Here is an 18,927-nt window from a genome sequence, read left to right as displayed (position 1 = left end):
AAATTAGTTGTATGCTAAGGTAAAGTTTGTTACTGCTTGGAAGTTACCTGGAGTTACAGTTGTTCCTAGACCTTTCAACGAAGCTTGGAATTTCAGCTCATTGTCGCCTTGAACGTAGTTTTGAGTACTACCTGCGTTAACTTTGATTTGTGTACTAGAAGAGTTCATGATCTTCACGGCAGCGCCTTTCGCATCACCAGTGATTTGCAGTAAGCCTGTTCCTGCGGTATTACCTTCACCATCAGTTGACGTTGCTTCAGTACCAGCGAAAGTGATAGTCACTTCGTTAGATTTTTCTAAATTACAGCCTTCCAGCTTGATAGAGAAAGGTTGAGCTGAAGATTCGCCACCAGCAGTCAGAGTTACGTTAGAAACTTGACCCAGTTCAACAGTTTGGTTTTCTTCGCCTGGTGCGATTGAACATGGTGCAGTAATGATTGAACCGTTGAAAGTCACAGTACCTGAACCTGCATCAACAGCTAAAGCAGATGCACTCATTACGCCAGAAATCAGGGTTGCTAAAATAATCTTTTTCATATTGGCCTCTAAAATAAAAATAATTGCGCTTTAAATAAAAGGAATGTTCGCTAAAAACATTCAGATGTGTTCATACCTAATCATTTAGGTATAAATAATTAAAAAATGAGTCTAATTAAAATAAAGTCTTTATATTTAATTCATTTCAAAAAAAACAATTACAATATAAACTCATAACACGCTGATATTAAATAAATATTTAAAAAACATTAAAATGTACATTAATGTAATTTAATATATTTAAAGAATATAAAATAAACGATTAGCCCCATAAATTACTTTGGTTATATCGTCCAAATGTTTCTAATTGTTTTTTTAAAGCTTCTGATTGATTTACAGAAGTAAACACGTTGTGATATTTTACACAAAGTTTTTTTTCCGTCTCAAATGCACGTAAAAATACTTGATTAAAAAAATCAGTTAATGGCACATTAAGCACATTTAAAATAATAATTAATGTATCAACTGTTAAGTTACAAACACCACATTCATAGCGTGATATTTGCTGCTGAGAAACGTTAACGAGAATAGCTAATTCCTTACCCGTCATTGATCGCTCCTTACGCAATTTATGTATTTCCTTTCCGACAGCTTCGGTAAAAGTAGTCCTTGAATTATTTAATTTACCTTCGTATATTTTTACTGTATTTACATTCACTATTACACCCCATAAATTAAATTAGCTATTTAATAAAACCTAATGCATAAAAAATTGGCCAGATAAAAAATGAGACAATTCAATAATGCCAATAAAAATAAAACATCACTTCGTTAATTAAATTTATAATGACTAACCCATCGGATATGGAATATGTATAATCACCTATACATATCAATTAAATTAAATTTCACGTTATGTTCACTCGCTCAATGCTTATTAATTTACTTGAGTAGATATTTAAAATCAAACTCATTTCACTCTGCCCAGTTGTGAAAACAACCTCAAATTACACAGATTCAGAGTAAATTAAATTCCAACCAGACTAGTGGTATTGCAGCATTGGCCAGACATCTTCTTGAGAGCATCAATTAAAAATAGCGTTTAACACCAAAAACCATACGAATACGATTTAAATAAAGCTTAAAAAGCTGTTTTTTATAAACAATCATACTCTCTAACAATAGTAGAAATAAATTAATTTATTAAATATATATCCAGATTAAAAAAAACAAAAAAAACTCACTACTTTCATAATGATAGAGAAATAATTATTTCCTATCATAATAGACTCAAATATTTCCATCGGTTAAACATTACACTAAACTTAATATATTGATCTCACTTAAGTCGAAATCTAACTTCCTCCTATTAAGTTAAAGAAGAAAACTAACTAGCAATACAACTACTGAATTTACCTTAAGATAATAACCAGTATCTAACATAATATAGTTCCTACATTTTAAAATCTTATTATGAGCATCCAATACCTAAGGTCATTCATTGAAACATGAACTACCCTCTGATTTTAAATTTTATTTATTTCTGAATTAACAAAAGAAAATGGCTATTACCCGATATTTTCACATCATGGTTTAGATGGAGGAATTTCACTCCTTATATTTTATGACTTAAGTATACGTATAGACGCGAAAGGAAAATGACACAATAGGAAAACCTGTTGTTTAGAGTTTTATGTTGACGTCAAAGCAAATAAAAAATTGGAATAAAAAATAACTTTCTATTTTAAAAATAGAAATAATGATTAAACAATATAAATTCCTATTCAATATCTTCAACCATCACTCTCATACCACTAAATATCTATTCCTTATATTATAGTTCTTACCCACACTAAAGCCCTACAATAAATGAGTCTATTTCATTCATTATGTGACTCACATAATTTTATTTCCAATAGACCTGAAAAACTACGGACTTTCTTATTATTTATGTTTATGTTTATGTTTATGTTTATGTTTATGTTTATGTTTATGTTTATGTTTACATATTATTTGAGCCTACGACACTCTCAGATAACACATATGACTCGCCGCTCAGCTAATAATTTTCTTGATTGGTATGTTGTAACTTTTCATATCCAAACAATCAATTAATAACCGCAATTAATAGGCAAGGCAGCGCAAATAAAAACGCAACAGACCATGCTCTAAACGCAAAAAAAAACGCCATGCTAATAAATAGCATGGCGTTATAATGTGGCGGAACGGACGGGACTCGAACCCGCGACCCCCTGCGTGACAGGCAGGTATTCTAACCAACTGAACTACCGCTCCGAATGTTCCCTACTGGGAACGTCGAGCATATTACGAATACTTCGGGTTGCAGTCAATACTTTTTCTTGAAAAATCGCGTAGTTGAACAGTTTTTAGCCTTAACACAGCCTCAATACGAATTTAATTCTGATTTATCGATTTAATCGCTTATTTAACCAGCAACATCGAATAAAAATACAGTATCAATGTTTAATGTATATTTTCATCTTCATCTACAGGTTGTCGCCATAAACAAGGCTTTCCCCCTTTTTTATCGACAATATCAAGCCGCGCCTCATGAGCGACAATTTCCTCATCAGAAGCATATATCACAGATAAACCACTTGTAGGGCGAGTAATTCGCTGAATTCCCTGCTCAGTTTTATTATTTGCTGAATCGCCATCCAAAGAAAAAGAGAGGGAGGTCTGTCCCCCTGTCATCGCTAGATAAACATCAGATAAAATCTCAGCATCGAGTAAAGCTCCGTGCAACTGACGCTTTGAGTTATCAATTAAATAACGATCACAAAGTGCATCTAAGTTATTTCGTTTACCCGGGAATATTTTTCGTGCTAAAACTAAGCTATCAGTAATCGTACAAAACTCTGCTGTTGGTGGAATGCCTCGGTTAAGCTTACGAAACTCATGATCCATAAAGCCAATATCAAAGGGTGCGTTATGGATCACCAGCTCAGCACCACGAATAAATTCAATGAATTCATCGGCAATATCAGCAAATACAGGCTGACTTTGTAAAAACTCATCACTAATACCATGAATTTCAAAAGCTTCAGGATCCACTAAACGGTCAGGTTTGATATAAACATGGAAATTACGTCCTGTCAGTCTACGGTTAATCACCTCGACAGCACCAATTTCTATAATGTTGTGACCTTCATAGTGAACACCCAGCTTATTCATACCTGTGGTTTCAGTATCAAGGACAATTTGTCTTGTTATCGCCGTGCTCATCATGTTTTTTTGTGTCACACTATGATTAATAATTAATGAATAAAGTAGAGTTTACCAGAAATGATAAAGCAGGTAGAAATTTTCACTGATGGTTCTTGTTTGGGCAATCCAGGACCCGGCGGGTATGGTGTTGTTTTACGTTACCAACAACATGAAAAAACACTCAGTGAAGGTTTTTTTCTAACCACAAATAATCGTATGGAATTGCTAGGGGCAATTGTAGCCTTAGAGTCTCTATCCAGGCCCTGCGATATTATTTTAACCACAGATAGCCAATACGTTCGCCAAGGTATCACCCAATGGATCCATAGCTGGAAACGTAAACAATGGCGAAAAGCAGATAAATCCCCAGTCGTAAATGTCGATTTATGGAAGCGGCTCGATGAAGCAATTGTTCGTCATACCATTGATTGGCGTTGGGTTAAAGGCCATGCAGGACACCCTGAAAATGAGAAATGTGATGAGCTCGCACGCTTAGCGGCATCTTCGCCAACTAAAGAAGATACCGGCTATCAACCTGCTAAAAATTAAAATCACTATTTGATAAAGTCTGAACGTTTACTTATCTCTTTGGCAGCGCCCAATGCAGAACCTATTTTCATTTTAGGTTGCTTAAATTTTAGCGGTGTTGGGGTCAAAGGATAAGTGCGTTTTCTTGCAACAATGGTACTTATCACGCCTACTCCCCCCAAATTTTTATTTAGCCGCCGTTCAGGTGACATCCACGGGATAACTTGGCAATTGTGATGATATAACACTTCATAATTCAATAAACCAAGCCAATCAAAAACCCTTAATGAAGGAAAAAAACGACTACAATAGGGTTGTTTTTTTCGAAGAACAGGGATTAATTTAGCCACTCCCACTAAGCTAAAGGGATTAAATCCAGAAATCACTAGCCAACCATCGTCCATTAGCACCCGATCAACTTCACGTAGAATCCAGTGAGGGTCATGACTATAAGCCAAACAATGGGACATCAAACATGCATCAATGGATCTGTCCGCAAAAGGCAACGCAGAAGCGCTAGCAATCACCTGCGCACGAGGATCATTATTGCTAACATTGAATTGATGGGCGATCATGCACTCTTTAGTCTGGATTTCAGCGCTCAAATGACCTAATTTAAGCAAATGAAAACCAAACATTTTAGGCCACCAAGGACGAAGTTGGTTTTCTAACGCTTGGCGGTATTGTTCACCAAAAGGAATATCAGACCAACTAACTGGCATTTGAAATTGTTTCTCAATACGCGCAGGCTTCATGAAATCCCCCTTTAATAGTAGAATGTCGAGGTTATTATGGAATTAATACGAGTCCCTGCGTTAAACGATAATTACATTTGGGTCCTCGCTGATAACCAACATCAGTGTATCATCGTTGATCCAGCACAAGCAGATCCTGTGCTTAAAATCATCACCTCAAAGAAATTAACCCCCGTCGCTATTTTACTCACCCATCACCATAATGATCATACTGATGGTGTAAAAGGTCTTTTAAAGGTGTTTTCTACATTACCTGTTTTTGGTCCAAAAGAAACTATCGCAAAAGGAATAACAGAACAAGTTAATGAAGGTGACACCGTTACAATTGGCCAATTTAACTTTCAAGTTCTCGCACTACCAGGTCACACACTGGGTCATATCGGTTTCTACCAAGCTCCTTATTTATTTTGTGGTGATACCTTATTTTCAGCAGGTTGTGGTCGTATTTTTGAAGGCACACCTGAACAAATGTTCCAATCAATTCAAAAAATTGCCAACCTACCTGATGAAACATTAATATGTTGTGCCCATGAATATACGCTATCAAACCTAAAATTTGCGCATCATATTTGGCCGGAAAATATGGCGATTACACAATATTTAACAGAAGTGACTACCGCGCGAGCCAAACAACAAGCAACACTTCCTAGCCTATTGAAAAAAGAGAGAAATATTAATATTTTTCTACAATGTGATAATCCGGAACTACAACAAAAATTAAAGATTAACATTCCAAATCCACCATTAAGAGCCGTTTTTACCTTGTTACGTCAATTAAAAGATCAATATTGAAGTTTAATCATTGTCATCTTCGGGTGAGATTAGTATTATTGTTCGACTTTTAAACATGAAAATAAAGAACAATAGAAAATAATGAAGATAATAGCGACTCTCATCGCCATTGTTCTGCTTGCGGGATGCCAAACTGCACCGAATAAAGTGAAGCAGAGCAAGCCTTCAGCAAATCATACTGTAGAAACTATTGCATCACATAACCAGGCTGCAAGTAGACAGCAACCAAAGGCTGATTATGACCTTTGGGGCTACATTAGCGATGAGTTGAAAATGAATGTTCCTAATAATCCACAAATTAGGGAATTGGCAAATAATTACGCAACTAAACAAAATTTCATCTACGATGTAACTGTAAGGGCAGAGCCTTATATGTACTTAATTGTAGATGAAATTAATGAACGCAATTTGCCCATGGAATTAGCCTTAATTCCAATTATAGAAAGTTCATTTAACCCAAAAGCCACCTCTCCCGCTCAAGCCGCAGGACTTTGGCAAATCGTTCCAATCACAGCTCGCTCATATGGGTTAAAACAAACCCAATGGGTAGATGAACGCCGAGATGTTCTAACCTCAACTAATGCTGCCTTCGATTTACTCGAAAATCTCAACGTCATGTTTGGTCATGACTGGGAACTGACTTTAGCCGCTTATAATTGTGGTGAAGGCTGTGTTATGAACGCGATTAAAAAGAATGAAGCGGCAGGACTGCCTACTGATTTCTGGTCTCTTTCTTTGCCTAAAGAAACAAAACAATATGTGCCAAAAATCTTAGCACTAAGCCAAGTATTAAGAGAGCCTGAAAAATATCAAGTTACCTTACCAACAAGTAATAAAAATAGAGCATTAACTCAAATTGATGTTGGGCAACAAATAACATTAACTCAAGCGGCTGAATTAACAGGCCTTACTGAGGAATCGATTAAAACTTATAATTCAGGATATACACGGGGAATTACCTCGCCTAATGGTCCGCATTATATAATGTTACCAACAGCAAAAGCTGAACAATTTAAAGTTTCATTATCTGATCAAGATGTACTCGATAATATTCGTCTTGCTGCGGCGCAAAACCAACAAAATCGAACTGCACATCAAAACAATTTAGCTAGCCAAAACAATTCATCTCGTCAAGCTAAAAGCCTTAACTATAAAGTCCGCAAAGGTGAATCATTAGCCAGTATTGCAAAAAAACACAATATGACGGTTAAAAATCTTCAACAGCTCAATGGACTTAAAACAGCTAGCCGTATTGCTCCAGGACAAGTTCTAAAAGTAAAAAGTCCGATGCCAAGGGCAAACAATCGTAAAACACAAGTATATAAAGTGAGAAAAGGTGACTCTTATTACAGCATTGCCAAACGTCATGGTATTAAACTCAATGATTTAATGAATTGGAACTCTGGTGTCAAAATGGCTGATTTGAAACCGGGTGTCACCCTAAACTTATATTTATAAAATGTGTTATCACAAAACAAAGTCCCTGCCCACGAGATCAGCAGGGACGTTTTATTATTAATCTTTAATTATTTTCATTTTATTCCATCGTTGAAGATCAATTATTAAAATATCAAACAAGCTTTTACTCACCACACCTTTAGTTTAAAAAATTTTTTTCTTTGTACTAAAATGTACAATTAGGTTAAGGCAACTTAAACCTTTCATAAAGTTGAGTTTAGTCAAAACTAAAAATAAAAACTGTCTATTGGCAACTAATGAATCAGAAAAAAGTAGTGACTGGATGGTGACTTATGCAATAATAATGCTATTATCTTCGGCGAGGCGATACAGCTTGAGCTGCCGGCCCGTATTTGAATATTACTTATATATTTATTGATAATCTTTAAAATTCACCTGAATAGTAATAATCTTATATTTATCAATATATTAATTCCTATATTTTTATATTGAACTTTGGTGCTTTTATTTAGTTAACATTATATTATTATTGATATAGAAATACACATAGCAAAGGTCAGATTCGCCAGCGGAGGTGATTATGGATGAATATTCACCCAAAAAACATGATATAGCAGAGTTAAAGTATTTGTGTAACAGCTTAAATCGAGATGCGATACTAAGCTTACAAAAAACGAATACCCATTGGATAAACGATCTCAGTTCTCAACAAAGCGCAAACCTCAATGAGCTCATTGAACATATTGCGTCTTTTGTTTGGCGATTTAAAATCAAATACCCAAAAGAAAACCTCGTTATATCATTAGTTGAAGAATATCTTGATGAGACATATAATTTATTCGGTAGCCCTGTAATAACGCTTAGTGAGATTATTGACTGGGAAAGTATGAATCAAAACATTGTCTCTGTTCTAGATGATGATTTAAAATGTCTAGCCAGTAAAACATAAAGATATCATTTACCTATAAGCAAACTATAACATAATATGTTATAAAGTTTTTTTTCATAAAAGAAAGGGCGTTATGACCAAATTTGATTATCTGATGCGTTTAAGAAAATGCACAACAATTGAAACACTTGAGCGTGTCATTGAAAAAAATAAATACGAACTATCTGAGGATGAGTTAGAGTTATTTTATTCAGCAGCAGACCACCGTCTTGCAGAACTCACAATGAATAAACTTTACGATAAAATACCGCCATCCGTTTGGAAATTTGTTAGATAATATCTTACAAACACACACAGTTAGTAAATAGTTATAGCCGGTAACATACTTATCGGCTCGACTGAATTCCTTATACCTAAAATTTAGCATTACATAATGTTAATTTACATCACTGCTCACCATTATATTTCTCATATATAACTACTTAATGCTAATTTAACATTTAATGCGATTATTCAAATATAAATATCCTTTCACTTTTATCTTTCAATTATAAGTAAATAATCAATTTTAGTGTAATAAATATAAATATTGTTTTATACCGATAGTCTTTAGCGGGTAGCAGAAATAAAGTCTAAGTGGGTGAACACCAGATGGCAAATTTTTATATAAGAAGTAGGGAATTTAGTATGAAAGAGGCAATTATCAGTTGGGTGGGAACTCTGCCAGCGACATCCCGGCACACACGACCCCTGCCATGGCTGCTTCCTTCCGGACCTGACCAAGTTAACAAGTTAGCGTTGCGGGAGAACCAACAGAGTCCCCATTGAGTGCTTTTTTCAAAGCATGGGCATTATGCTTGATAGGCAGTGAAATAGCAAGGAAGCACCTACTGAATGCTGTTTTATTGCACAGATAATCCTAATCTATACAACAAGTAAAGCGTAGCTAGAAATGACTCATGATGAAATCGCTAAGTGGCTTATAAACTAATTAGTTAGCAGGAACTACCAGCACATCGACATTGTTATCTATTCCATTATTAATCACTTCAATAACCGTATTAGAAAGATATAAAAGCTGACCATCTGCACTCACTGATGCACTTATCGTTATCGTAGCATCAGGTCGAACTTCATTTTTCAGATAAGTGAGCTCAAAGGGTATCGATTGCCGATTATTTAACTCTGTATAATACTTTTGTGACAAGATCAGTGCAGGTAAATCCATCATCGAAGTATCTGCTAATGTAATAGTTAACACTGCACTCTCAGGTAACTTAGTATTTTTAACAATGTTCACCTTGCCATCTATTTTACCAGAATCCACTTTTTGAGTGCCATGATCCCTTTTGCCATGTAACATTTTCTCATTCGGCTTTGTTAAATTTCCTTCACAGCCTGCTAAGAAAAACAAAATAAGTAAGCTAGCAATATAGTGATGTAGTTTCATTATAATCACCTATAAAACAATAAATTAGTGAAGAATTATTATTAATATTTAACATTAATATGGAACATCTCATTAAGACAATCAAAAAAGTATAGCGAATATAAATAAAATAATGAAATAGTATTTCAAATTGTAACCAAAAGTGAATTTAAAGCTATCTTAATAGAACGCATCTACCTATTTCCTGAAAATAATGGGAAAATACCGCCATCTGATATTTTTTAATCATGTCTAAGGTCACTATGAGCCCAGAATTACAGAATCTAATCAATCTAATTGAACTTGAAAAAATTGAAGAAGGTATTTTTCGAGGACAAAGTGAAGATCTTGGTTTACCTCAGGTTTTTGGTGGGCAAGTTGTTGGTCAAGCCATGTATGCCGCTAAACAAACTATTCCTGATGACAGAGTAATCACCTCTTTTCACAGTTATTTTTTACGTCCTGGCGATAGCATGCGCCCGATTGTATACGATGTAGAAATCTTGCGTGATGGCGGTAGTTTTAGCACTCGACGTATCAGTGCAATACAACATGGCAAACCTATCTTTTTTATGACGGCTTCATTTCAGTCACAAGAAGAAGGTTACAGTCACCAAAATTTGATGCCTGATGTTCCTGCTCCTTCACAACTGATTTCACAAGATGTCATTATTCAAAGTTTAGCGGATAAACTACCTGAATCCGTCAAAAAATACGCTTTACGTCCAACACCTTTTGAATTTCGCCCGGTTGAGTTCTACAGCCCATTTGATAGTGCGCCCCAAGAACCTTTCCGCTACATTTGGTTTAAAGCAAAAGGTCAATTACCTGACATCCCATCATTGCATCATTATTTATTAGGCTATGCGTCTGATTACAATTTTCTACCCGCTGCCTTACAACCCCATGGTCGCGGATTTATGGAACGTGATTTACAAGTTGCCACTATCGACCATTCAATGTGGTTCCATCGCCCATTTAAAATAGATGACTGGTTACTGTATGCAGTTGAAAGCCCTTCGGCTTCAGGGGGGCGAGGATTTGTAAAAGGACAGATTTATAACCCTCAAGGGGATTTAGTCGCAACAGCAGTGCAAGAAGGTGTTATTCGAAAAAGAAAGGCAAATGTGACATCGCCGCAATAAAAGTAAGCAATCACTTACCTTAGTACAATGAAAAAAAATGAGCCGCAAACTATTGCGGCCATTAACTGAGTGCGATTAACTAAATATACTAAGGTTAGTTATAAGCGCTTTCACCATGTGAAGTGATATCTAAACCTTCTCTCTCTTGTTCTACACTGATCCGCAAACCTGCGATTTTATCGGCAATAGTGAAGGCAATATAGGCAACGACGGCTGTCCATATGATACAAACCAATATACTGAATGCCTGTATACCAACTTGCTTCATCATTGTCACCCCCTCTGCAAAGCCAGTACCACCGAGAGATGCCGCGGTGAATACACCAGTAAGCAAACAACCTACGATGCCACAAACTCCATGCACACCAAATACATCGCAAACGTCATCAACTTTTAACCAACGTTTCAAGATGACTACGCCCCACAAACCTGCGAAACCAGAAAGTAGCCCAATAATTAGTGCCCCACCAACACCGACAGTACCAGCCGCAGGTGTTACGCCAACTAAGCCCGCTAAGCATCCTGAACATGCACCTAATAAAGAAGGCTTATCTCTAAAAATCCATTCTGCTAATGTCCATGATAATATTGCACCAGAAGCCGCTACCACCGTGTTAACGAACGCTAATGCAGCAACACCATTTGCACTTCCAGCAGACCCCGCATTAAAACCAAACCAGCCGATGAATAGAATCGAAGTTCCCATAAATACCATCGGCAAATTATGCGGTTTAATCGCCTCTCGACCAAATCCAGTACGTTTACCGAGTAAGTAAGCACCAACTAAACCAGCTACCGCAGCATTAATATGTACAACAGTACCACCAGCAAAATCAAGCGCGCCATCTTGTGCGAGTAGCCCACCGCCCCATACCATATGAGCCATTGGGATATATGCAAAAGTCGTCCAAATAAGGGTGAAAACTAATATGGCTGAAAATTTAACTCTTTCCCCTAAAGCACCGACAATAAGCGCAACAGTCAAACAAGCGAAAGCGCCTTGAAATGCAACGTGAACAAATTGAGGAATGGTCGCAGACAAGCTATCAACCGTAATATCTTTTAACATAAATTGGTTGAAGCCACCGAAGATGCTATTACCTTCACTAAAGGCTAGGCTGTAACCATAAATAACCCAAATAACCGAAACTAAAGCAAGGATCACCGTAGTTTGTGCCATAAGTGAGAGCACATTTTTACTTCTGAGTAGCCCACCATAAAATAGTGCGATCCCTGGCATTATCATGAATATAACTAGTGCGGTACAAATCATCATAAAAGCATTATCTGCCTTATCAAGACTCTCCCCAGATGCAAGCACATTGATTGGAAAACTACCTAATATTAGCAAATATAAGTATTGAAACCATTTACCCATTTTCATTCTCCTAAAGTGCATCGTCTTGTTTTTCACCCGTCCGAATACGGACAGCCTGCTCGAGTTGTAGGACGAATATTTTTCCATCCCCCACTTGCCCCGTATTTGCTGTTTTTTCTATTGATTCAATAACGGCTTCAGCAAGCTCATCGGGTACGGCGATTTCCATTCTCACTTTAGGCAAAAAATCCACCGTATATTCTGCTCCACGGTATAATTCTGAATGCCCTTTTTGTCGACCAAAACCTCGCACTTCTGCAATGGTGAGTCCTTGTATACCAATATCAGAAAGTGCCTCCCTAACTTCATCTAATTTGAACGGTTTAATGATTGCGATGATATATTTCATTTCCTCTCCAATAATTTAGATATCCAATAAACTCACTACCCCTGTTTAACTGCATAAGTCATTGAGCAAATAACATGCCAAGAATAATTATCTTTATAATTCAATGGATAACAAAAAAACAAAAGGCTATCCAATTGGATAGCCTTTTAAAATGCATTATTAGAGTGCAATAACAGTTAAGTTAGTAACATTTCAGGTTCAATTTCATCACGAGAATCCAACAATTCACCGACCTGTTGTAATTGGTACATTTGATAATAGCGACCTTTTTGCTGCAAAAGTTGAGCATGATTTCCTTGCTCTACGATTGCACCACGATGAAGCACGACCACTTGATCTGCATCTACAATTGTCGATAATCGATGCGCTATCACTACCAATGTCGTCGTTTTGCGGATCATTCGTAGCGCTTTTTGAATAGCCTGCTCCGTACCTGAATCAATATTTGCAGTGGCTTCGTCTAAAATTAAAATTTTAGGTGTAATAACAAGCACTCGAGCCATCGCTAACAACTGCCTCTGCCCAACAGAAAGTGTATTACCTTGCTCTCCGAGTAGCGTATCAAGCCCCTCAGGAAGTAAGCGAACATGCTCTGCCAATTGCACAGTTTCTAATACCTGCCACACTTTTTCTTGGGTGACATCTCGTCCTAATGCCACATTGTCAAAAAATGATGTCGCCAGTACCACTGGATCTTGTTGCACCATCGCAATATCATTACGTAGGATCTGATGAGACAACGAATTCAAATCGCGCCCACCCAACAAAATTTCACCTTGCTGCCAAGGATAATATCCCATAATTAAATTTGCGATGGTGCTTTTACCACTTCCGGTATGACCAACTAGTGCCACAAAATTATTTTCAGGAATATTAAGATTAATATCGTTAAGAACCGTTTTGTCATCACGATAAGCAAATGTCAGATGATTGATTGCTATTGAGCCATTTTGCAATGGCGCAATACTTTCTCCATATTCCTGTTTAGGACTATCCATCAATTCAAAGACACGCTCTCCCGACACCACAGCTTGCTGTAACATAGATTGCTGAGAAGTTAGCTCAATTAATGGTTCATTCAATCGGCCTAAATAATTAATAAATGCATAGAGGACACCAACACCGATTGTTGTGGAACCTTCAAAACCAAATAGCAGCAGTAATCCACACAGAACCATAGCCGAAAATAAGCTGAGTAATGGACGCAATAACAATCCATCCAATTTTAATGCTTTCATTCTAGCTAAGTAATGCTGTTGGCTAACATCTTGAAGTTTAGCGCCAAACCTTGCCTGCTGTAAAAATTGCTGGATAACCGTCATACCATTAATGACTTCATTGAAACCATTATTTATATCTGCAAGATAAGATCTTACCCGTCGAATTATCGGTGTACTTAGGCGCTGATAAACAATCATGACAATAAATACAGCTGGAAAAATCATCACAGCCACAGATGCCATTCGCCAATCCAATGAGAACATGGCCACTAACATGGCACAAATCAAAGCTAAGCTACGAAACACAGTGGGAACAACCATCACAAAAAGATCTTTAATCACCTCAGTGTCATTGGTTACGCGAGAAATAATTTGTCCAACAGGCTGTTTATCAAAAGCACTTAATGGCTGCCTGAGTGCAGCATTCATGACTTCTGCTCGTAATGTTTGAACAACACCAACTGATGCTTTATTAAATAATATTATTTGATAATAATGTAATAAGGCAGCAATCACTTGTAACAAGATAAAGCCCACCGCCATATATATTGCTAATGGCATAATTATCTGTTTTTTAGCAACCATGTGGTCAATGAAATAGCTAACGAGTAATGGACCACTCACCTCAGCAATAGCAGCAAGCCACAGCATTGCAATTGCAATAGTCATCGTGCCGCGATGCGGTTTACCGTAAGATAACAAGCGTTTTAAAGCCGGCCATAGTGATTTTTTTTGGCTCATAAATCACCATCCAAAGCCGCTTCAATTTGTTGATAACGATACATATCCGTATACCAACCCGGCTGATTAATTAGCCCCTCATGTGCCCCTTGAATGGCAATACTACCTTGTGAAAGTACGAGTATATTATCCGCTTCAACGAGTGCAGATAATCGATGGGCACTAATAATCAGTGTTCTACCTTGTCGCCAGCGATTCAAATTTTGTAAGATAGTGAACTCCGTTTGTCCATCAACAGCAGAAAGTGCATCATCTAAAATAAGAATTTCGGCATTTTGTAGTATGGCTCTCGCAATCGAAATTCGTTGTTTTTGTCCACCTGAAAGCATAACGCCGCGCTCACCAACCTGTGTTTGATAACCTTCCGGTAAACGTAAAATATCATCATGCACACAAGCAATGCGTGCGGCTTCATGTATTTGTTCTATTGATGCATCAGGTCGCCCAAGAGCTATATTACCGCCTACAGTGTCAGAAAATAAAAAAGGCGTCTGATTAACAACTGCAAGGCGAGCACGCCATTCATCTAAATGAATCTCAGATAACGGCATGTTCTGATAACAGATATCCCCCTGAGTAACATCAAATTGACGTTGTAATAGCGTTATTAATGTAGATTTTCCAGAACCAGTAGGCCCGCACAAGCCCAAAAACCGTCCTGGTTTTAAAATAAAATCAACATTTTTGAGCACCACTCTGGAAGTTTCAGGGTAGCTAAATTCTTTTATATTCGCCGTAAGTATCCCTTTTTCCTCTTGTAAAGACTGAGAACCGTCTTTAATAACTAAAGGTTCTTCTAACAGACTCAGAATACGGCTATACGCTGCGCTTCCGCGCTCAACAATATTAAACATCCAAGCAAGTGCTAACATTGGCCAAATCATCAACCCTAAATACATAATAAAACTGGTGAGTTCACCCAGTGTTAATGTTCCCTGTAACACCATCCAGCTACCACCTGCTATCGCAAGCAAGTTAGCCATACCGATAGCAATAAAAATAGTTGGATCAAAACGTGCATCTATCTTAGCCACATGCATGTTTCGTCGCCCTGCTTCTGTTGCTACCTGCTCAAATTGATTTGATTGCTTTTCTTCAAGACCGAAAGACTTGATCATGCGAATACTGGTTAAACTTTCTTGGGCATGATTATTTAAGGTTGAAAATGCACCTTGTGCATGTTTAAAACGATGATGTAGTTGATCGCCATAACGTTTAATAACTAGTGCCATAATAGGCATAGGTATTAGTGCAAGTAATGTAAGCTGCCAACTGATTTCTACACTCATCATAATCAAAACTGCACAGCCCATCACAAGGGAATCAACTAAAGTTAACACCCCTTCACCCGCAGCAAAAACGACTCTATCAACATCATTAGTCGTACGAGCAATAAGATCGCCTGTGCGATATTTAAGATAAAATGCTTGATTTTGAAGACTTAATTGTCGATAGAATTTTTGTCTTAATTGAACTGCCAATTTATAAGATGCGCCAAACAACCAAAGTCGCCACACATAACGCAGGCCATAAACGATCAATGCAATAAACAGCATCAATACAACATATGAAATTAATTGGTTTCTTGTCATGGTTTCTTTGCTAATACCATCCACAACAATACCAACCAGTCGAGGAGGAACTAGCTGTAAGATAGCAATGATAATAAGGAAGCCAATAGCCCCTAGATAGCGCCGCCATTCACTTAAAAAATACCAACTTAGTTGTGAAAATAATCGCACGTAATACTGCCTTGAGTCATGTTAATTCCGCGGTCGTCATTCAACGTTTAGTTTGAATGTAAATAATATTCAAAAAGTTCTAATCTAATAGCTAATCAGGAATAGGTAATACTGTTGTGTATTTAATTTTTTCCATTGCAAAACTTGAGGTTACATCAATTAGCCCATGAACACCATTGACCAATTTCTTATAAAACAAATCATAAGACTTCATATCATGAACTTCAACTTGCATAAGGTAATCATACTCTCCGGCCATACGATAAAACATAAGAACCTCAGGAAGCAGGCTAACAAATGAAACAAATTGCTCATACCATTCACTGTTATGATGTTGAGTTTTAATCATCACTATCACAGTTAACCCTAAACCGAGCTTTTCACCATCAAGTAATGTCACTCGACCACGAATATAGCCATCGTCTTCTAAGCGCTTTAACCTTTTCCAACAAGGTGTTGATGTTAAGTTAACCGCTTCGGAGAGAACATTAAGAGATAAGCTGCTATCATTTTGTAGCAAACTGAGCAATTTTTTATCTATCTTATCTAACATGTTATCTCTCCAGATCTCAATAATGCTTAATTAATGGCTAAATAATTTAAAAACAAAAAAATGTCACTAATAACTAGTATAATAGAATTATTTTATATAAATAGGCATATTAAGGTATAAATAATGCAACAACGAATGAATGATAATCTAAAATAACGATTAAATAAGCAGTGGCATCGCTAACATAACCATTTACTAAGCCTATAAATCAGCCTTGAATCTTAGCTCACAGCTCATCGACTATAAATAGAGTGGGTCTTACTATATATAATCATGTACCTGTAAATGTTCATGCGCCTCTTATATTTTAGATAAAACAATTTTTATGACAAAGGAGATATTTATGAAACGTGCAGTTGTCGTCTTTAGCGGCGGTCAAGACTCAACAACGTGCCTCATCCAAGCATTAGAAAATTATGATGAGGTTCACTGTGTCACCTTTGATTACGGTCAACGCCATCGTGTTGAAATTGAAGTTGCTCAACAATTAAGTCAACAACTTGGCGTTACGGCCCACAAAGTATTAGATGTTAAGCTACTTAATGAGCTCGCAATTAGTAGCTTAACAAGAGATAACATCCCAGTGCCCGATTATCAAGAAAGTGAAGACAGCGGGCTGCCAAGTACTTTTGTGCCAGGTCGAAATATTCTGTTTCTAACACTGGCTGCAATTTACGCTTACCAAGTACAAGCTGAAGCTGTTATTACCGGCGTCTGTGAAACTGATTTTTCAGGCTACCCAGATTGCCGAGATGAATTTGTAAAATCACTCAATCATGCCGTTGACCTTGGGCTCGCGAAGAATATTCGTTTTGAAACGCCACTCATGTGGCTAGATAAAGCCCAAACATGGGCTCTTGCAGACTCTTACGGACATCTTCAAACAATAAGAGAACAAACTCTCACTTGTTATAACGGTATTCAAGGTGATGGCTGTGGTGAATGTGCTGCATGCCATTTACGAAGCAAAGGCTTAAGTTATTATCTCGCCAATAAAGAAACGGTAATACATGCTCTAAAGCAACACCTATCGCAAAATTAGTTTTTTATTACCTACCCATAATAAAAAGGCAAAATTGCGACCAGAGAGCTTATTGTTCTCTGGTCTCTTAAATCTATACGTCAATGAAACCATCTGAGTGAGAAATAAATGATTCGAGCCGTTCCTTGAGTTCATTTTCAATGGTTACGGATTTATTTAATACAGTATCAATAAAAACAAAAGTGACATAGGCATCAGAAACCACCTCAGATTGCCCATTTTTAATTCTGATTATTTGTTGATAACACTGCGCACTTTTCACACCGAATTTTTCCATGCGGGTGACAACAGTAAGTTCATCGCCAAGAACAGCACCTTGGAAATAATTAACATTTATATTAACTGCGGCCATCGTAAATTTATTCTTAATTGCCCAATCAATAAAATCGAGTTCATTCATCCAATCCCATCTATCTGCTTCATAAAATTCCAGATAACGCGCATTGTTAACATGTTGGAATACATCAATATGGAAACCATGTATTTTAATTTTCGTCGCCATCACTACTCCGACCAGTTTGTTTTTGATAACATAAAAATAACAAATGTTAGGCCAATGTGCTGAATAAATATCATTTCTAAGACATAGCTCGCAAATTAATGTATGTCCATTCATTTTCAGTACAACAAATAATCTAAAAATCTATCAGCATTTCAACTTTTCATTATTTAAATAAGTAAGCACCCATAATTTTATATGGGTGTTTATCCTTCTCAATAATTCAAGACGCATGCAAATGATCAGCGAATATCGTCAGGTTCATAGGTCAAAAACCTACAACTTACAAAATGACGAATACAACAAGCTAGAGCACGAGCTTATCCTTATTTTTTTCCAAAAATGCAGGACCGATGCCCTGTACCTCTAAAATGTTCTCGATAGAATTAAAAGCACCGTATTTTTCTCTGTACTCGACGATCGCTTTCGCTTTTTGGACCCCAATACCATTAAGTTTTTGTGCGAGCTCATCAACACTGGCCTGATTAATATTCACCTTATCAGATAGGTCTATGCTTACTCCTGACTTATTCTCTCCTTTCGGTGAAACCAATGCAGTCGCCTTCTCCGTCTCAATCTTTTTAGCTGAAACAAATGAAGAAAAAGGACATAGCATTGTAATAACCAATGTCACACCCAACCCTTTTTTAATTTGCTTTATCCATGGCATAGCTACTCTCCTGTATGTGTAGAGACGCTACAATGTCAAAAGTGTAGTCAAAAAGCATTTGAGGAAGTTTT

General features: G+C 36.9%; 19 protein-coding genes, 1 tRNA gene and 1 other RNA gene. 7 read left to right on the top strand and 14 right to left on the bottom strand.

Features of this window, described 5'->3' with window-relative positions; translation table 11 throughout:
• Positions 1–3: 3 nt before the first annotated feature.
• From DD649_RS15345 to dnaQ, 4 genes are all read right to left on the bottom strand, one after another.
• The gene (locus tag DD649_RS15345) at positions 4–537 is read right to left on the bottom strand and encodes a fimbrial protein (RefSeq protein WP_294108508.1); all 534 of its coding nucleotides are present in this window, start codon (positions 535–537) and stop codon (positions 4–6) included.
• Positions 538–799: 262 nt separating this feature from the next.
• On the bottom strand, positions 800–1,195 hold the full coding sequence (locus tag DD649_RS15340; protein ID WP_294108506.1) for a helix-turn-helix transcriptional regulator: 396 nt from the start codon (positions 1,193–1,195) through the stop codon (positions 800–802).
• Positions 1,196–2,695: 1,500 nt separating this feature from the next.
• Positions 2,696–2,772: transfer RNA gene (locus DD649_RS15335), tRNA-Asp, on the bottom strand.
• Between the two features lie 189 nt (positions 2,773–2,961).
• Positions 2,962–3,723 (bottom strand): DNA polymerase III subunit epsilon, encoded by a 762-nt coding sequence (gene dnaQ, locus DD649_RS15330; RefSeq protein WP_294108504.1) that lies wholly within the window; start codon positions 3,721–3,723, stop codon positions 2,962–2,964.
• A gap of 60 nt (positions 3,724–3,783) precedes the next feature.
• Between dnaQ and rnhA the strand changes: the two genes are divergently transcribed.
• On the top strand, positions 3,784–4,254 hold the full coding sequence (gene rnhA, locus DD649_RS15325; protein WP_294108502.1) for a ribonuclease HI: 471 nt from the start codon (positions 3,784–3,786) through the stop codon (positions 4,252–4,254).
• Between the two features lie 5 nt (positions 4,255–4,259).
• Here the strand turns inward: rnhA and DD649_RS15320 are convergent, their stop codons facing one another.
• Positions 4,260–4,988 carry a class I SAM-dependent methyltransferase gene (locus tag DD649_RS15320; RefSeq protein ID WP_294108500.1) on the bottom strand — a complete coding sequence of 243 codons (729 nt, stop codon included), beginning with the start codon at positions 4,986–4,988 and terminating at the stop codon, positions 4,260–4,262.
• A 36-nt stretch (positions 4,989–5,024) separates the two neighbouring features.
• Here DD649_RS15320 and gloB point away from each other — a divergent pair, with 36 nt between their 5' ends.
• The 4 genes from gloB (at position 5,025) to DD649_RS15300 (ending at position 8,425) form a co-directional block, all read left to right on the top strand.
• Positions 5,025–5,780, top strand: coding sequence for a hydroxyacylglutathione hydrolase (gene gloB / locus DD649_RS15315; RefSeq protein WP_336430921.1), 756 nt, complete (start codon positions 5,025–5,027; stop codon positions 5,778–5,780).
• Positions 5,781–5,861: 81 nt separating this feature from the next.
• A complete protein-coding gene (gene mltD / locus DD649_RS15310; RefSeq protein ID WP_294108496.1) occupies positions 5,862–7,238 on the top strand; it encodes a murein transglycosylase D in 1,377 nt (458 codons plus the stop codon).
• Positions 7,239–7,779: 541 nt separating this feature from the next.
• Positions 7,780–8,148, top strand: a complete 369-nt coding sequence (tomB, locus tag DD649_RS15305) for an Hha toxicity modulator TomB (protein ID WP_294108494.1) — start codon at positions 7,780–7,782, stop codon at positions 8,146–8,148.
• Positions 8,149–8,221: 73 nt separating this feature from the next.
• Positions 8,222–8,425, top strand: a complete 204-nt coding sequence (locus DD649_RS15300; protein ID WP_068439370.1) for an HHA domain-containing protein — start codon at positions 8,222–8,224, stop codon at positions 8,423–8,425.
• Between the two features lie 381 nt (positions 8,426–8,806).
• Here the strand turns inward: DD649_RS15300 and ffs are convergent.
• Positions 8,807–8,903: signal recognition particle sRNA small type (gene ffs / locus DD649_RS15295), an RNA gene on the bottom strand.
• Positions 8,904–9,079: 176 nt separating this feature from the next.
• The gene (locus DD649_RS15290; RefSeq protein WP_294108484.1) at positions 9,080–9,538 is read right to left on the bottom strand and encodes a YbaY family lipoprotein; all 459 of its coding nucleotides are present in this window, start codon (positions 9,536–9,538) and stop codon (positions 9,080–9,082) included.
• Positions 9,539–9,780: 242 nt separating this feature from the next.
• Between DD649_RS15290 and tesB the strand changes: the two genes are divergently transcribed.
• Positions 9,781–10,662 carry an acyl-CoA thioesterase II gene (gene tesB, locus DD649_RS15285; protein ID WP_294109124.1) on the top strand — a complete coding sequence of 294 codons (882 nt, stop codon included), beginning with the start codon at positions 9,781–9,783 and terminating at the stop codon, positions 10,660–10,662.
• A 94-nt stretch (positions 10,663–10,756) separates the two neighbouring features.
• Here the strand turns inward: tesB and amtB are convergent, their stop codons facing one another.
• The 5 genes from amtB to DD649_RS15260 all read right to left on the bottom strand — a co-directional run bounded on the left by amtB (position 10,757) and on the right by DD649_RS15260 (position 16,645).
• Entirely contained in the window at positions 10,757–12,046 is a 1,290-nt protein-coding gene (gene amtB, locus DD649_RS15280; RefSeq protein ID WP_336430919.1) for an ammonium transporter AmtB, read from the bottom strand.
• Between the two features lie 4 nt (positions 12,047–12,050).
• The gene (locus tag DD649_RS15275) at positions 12,051–12,389 is read right to left on the bottom strand and encodes a P-II family nitrogen regulator (protein WP_294108480.1); all 339 of its coding nucleotides are present in this window, start codon (positions 12,387–12,389) and stop codon (positions 12,051–12,053) included.
• Between the two features lie 176 nt (positions 12,390–12,565).
• Entirely contained in the window at positions 12,566–14,350 is a 1,785-nt protein-coding gene (locus tag DD649_RS15270; RefSeq protein ID WP_294108479.1) for a SmdB family multidrug efflux ABC transporter permease/ATP-binding protein, read from the bottom strand.
• On the bottom strand, positions 14,347–16,092 hold the full coding sequence (locus DD649_RS15265) for a SmdA family multidrug ABC transporter permease/ATP-binding protein (RefSeq protein ID WP_336430918.1): 1,746 nt from the start codon (positions 16,090–16,092) through the stop codon (positions 14,347–14,349). The genes DD649_RS15270 and DD649_RS15265 overlap by 4 nt, the downstream gene beginning before the upstream one ends.
• A gap of 91 nt (positions 16,093–16,183) precedes the next feature.
• Complete coding sequence (locus tag DD649_RS15260; protein ID WP_294108475.1) at positions 16,184–16,645, bottom strand: Lrp/AsnC family transcriptional regulator; 462 nt, start codon at positions 16,643–16,645, stop codon at positions 16,184–16,186.
• Positions 16,646–16,988: 343 nt separating this feature from the next.
• On the opposite strand from DD649_RS15260, the gene queC reads away from it, so the two are divergent.
• The gene (queC, locus tag DD649_RS15255; RefSeq protein WP_294108474.1) at positions 16,989–17,687 is read left to right on the top strand and encodes a 7-cyano-7-deazaguanine synthase QueC; all 699 of its coding nucleotides are present in this window, start codon (positions 16,989–16,991) and stop codon (positions 17,685–17,687) included.
• A gap of 73 nt (positions 17,688–17,760) precedes the next feature.
• Here queC and DD649_RS15250 read toward each other — a convergent pair whose 3' ends face one another.
• On the bottom strand, positions 17,761–18,189 hold the full coding sequence (locus DD649_RS15250; RefSeq protein ID WP_294108472.1) for a thioesterase family protein: 429 nt from the start codon (positions 18,187–18,189) through the stop codon (positions 17,761–17,763).
• A gap of 304 nt (positions 18,190–18,493) precedes the next feature.
• A complete protein-coding gene (locus DD649_RS15245; RefSeq protein ID WP_294108470.1) occupies positions 18,494–18,856 on the bottom strand; it encodes a ComEA family DNA-binding protein in 363 nt (120 codons plus the stop codon).
• Positions 18,857–18,927: the final 71 nt, after the last annotated feature.

The organism is Providencia sp. (assembly GCF_003533305.1).
Taxonomy (GTDB): domain Bacteria; phylum Pseudomonadota; class Gammaproteobacteria; order Enterobacterales; family Enterobacteriaceae; genus Providencia.
This window is presented reverse-complemented; position numbering and strand designations above follow the sequence as displayed.

Excerpts from the sequence above, each read along its gene's own strand:
- DD649_RS15320 (WP_294108500.1), bottom strand. The coding sequence starts at position 4,988 with ATGAAGCCTGCGCGTATTGAGAAACAATTTCAAATGCCAGTTAGTTGG.
- amtB (WP_336430919.1), bottom strand. The coding sequence starts at position 12,046 with ATGAAAATGGGTAAATGGTTTCAATACTTATATTTGCTAATATTAGGT.
- DD649_RS15270 (WP_294108479.1), bottom strand. The coding sequence starts at position 14,350 with ATGAGCCAAAAAAAATCACTATGGCCGGCTTTAAAACGCTTGTTATCT.
- rnhA (WP_294108502.1), top strand. The coding sequence starts at position 3,784 with ATGATAAAGCAGGTAGAAATTTTCACTGATGGTTCTTGTTTGGGCAAT.
- DD649_RS15275 (WP_294108480.1), bottom strand. The coding sequence starts at position 12,389 with ATGAAATATATCATCGCAATCATTAAACCGTTCAAATTAGATGAAGTT.
- tomB (WP_294108494.1), top strand. The coding sequence starts at position 7,780 with ATGGATGAATATTCACCCAAAAAACATGATATAGCAGAGTTAAAGTAT.
- DD649_RS15245 (WP_294108470.1), bottom strand. The coding sequence starts at position 18,856 with ATGCCATGGATAAAGCAAATTAAAAAAGGGTTGGGTGTGACATTGGTT.
- DD649_RS15345 (WP_294108508.1), bottom strand. The coding sequence starts at position 537 with ATGAAAAAGATTATTTTAGCAACCCTGATTTCTGGCGTAATGAGTGCA.
- mltD (WP_294108496.1), top strand. The coding sequence starts at position 5,862 with ATGAAGATAATAGCGACTCTCATCGCCATTGTTCTGCTTGCGGGATGC.
- gloB (WP_336430921.1), top strand. The coding sequence starts at position 5,025 with ATGGAATTAATACGAGTCCCTGCGTTAAACGATAATTACATTTGGGTC.
- DD649_RS15250 (WP_294108472.1), bottom strand. The coding sequence starts at position 18,189 with ATGGCGACGAAAATTAAAATACATGGTTTCCATATTGATGTATTCCAA.
- tesB (WP_294109124.1), top strand. The coding sequence starts at position 9,781 with ATGAGCCCAGAATTACAGAATCTAATCAATCTAATTGAACTTGAAAAA.
- DD649_RS15290 (WP_294108484.1), bottom strand. The coding sequence starts at position 9,538 with ATGAAACTACATCACTATATTGCTAGCTTACTTATTTTGTTTTTCTTA.
- DD649_RS15260 (WP_294108475.1), bottom strand. The coding sequence starts at position 16,645 with ATGTTAGATAAGATAGATAAAAAATTGCTCAGTTTGCTACAAAATGAT.
- DD649_RS15300 (WP_068439370.1), top strand. The coding sequence starts at position 8,222 with ATGACCAAATTTGATTATCTGATGCGTTTAAGAAAATGCACAACAATT.
- dnaQ (WP_294108504.1), bottom strand. The coding sequence starts at position 3,723 with ATGAGCACGGCGATAACAAGACAAATTGTCCTTGATACTGAAACCACA.
- queC (WP_294108474.1), top strand. The coding sequence starts at position 16,989 with ATGAAACGTGCAGTTGTCGTCTTTAGCGGCGGTCAAGACTCAACAACG.